The 487-nt window shown below is 72.5% G+C and carries 1 protein-coding gene; it reads right to left on the reverse strand.

All coding sequences use genetic code 11. The features are described from left to right. On the reverse strand, nt 1–487 hold a 487-nt coding region (locus AA75_RS25965), incomplete at both ends, for a helicase-related protein (protein WP_033822676.1).

Consider the following 487-nt stretch of genomic DNA (forward strand, 5'->3'; position numbering starts at 1 on the left):
AACGCCCGGGAGGAGAGCAGCTGGTCCCCGCTCTCCCCGGGCCCGAGGATGACGGGCACGACGATGGTGGCGACCTTCCCACTGCCCGGGTGCATGCGCAGGGCCCGGCCGACGGCCTGGACCAGGTCGACCATGGAGCCGCGCACGTCGGCGAAGAACACCGAGTCGCAGTCGAAGGTGTCCACCCCCTCCGACAGCACCTTCACCGACGAGAGCACGTACCGCAGCAGCCGCAGCCCGTCCTCGGCGAGCAGCGAGGAGAACACCCCGAGCGTGCTGCGCCGCTCGGCGGCGGTGTGCTCGGATTCCAGCCAGCTGGTGCCGATCAGCTCCGGGGCGGGGTGCAGCGCGGGGTCCTGTTCGCACAGCGCCTTGGCCACGTCCCGGAGGCCGGTGCTGAGCGCCCGGGCCTCCGCCACGAAGTGGTGGAAGCTGAGGACCCGGGCGAGGTCCCACTCGGCTGCGGCGGTCAGCACGGCCGTCTGCA

The sequence above is a fragment of the Kitasatospora sp. MBT63 genome (genome assembly GCF_000710465.2).
Classification (GTDB): Bacteria; Actinomycetota; Actinomycetes; order Streptomycetales; family Streptomycetaceae; genus Kitasatospora.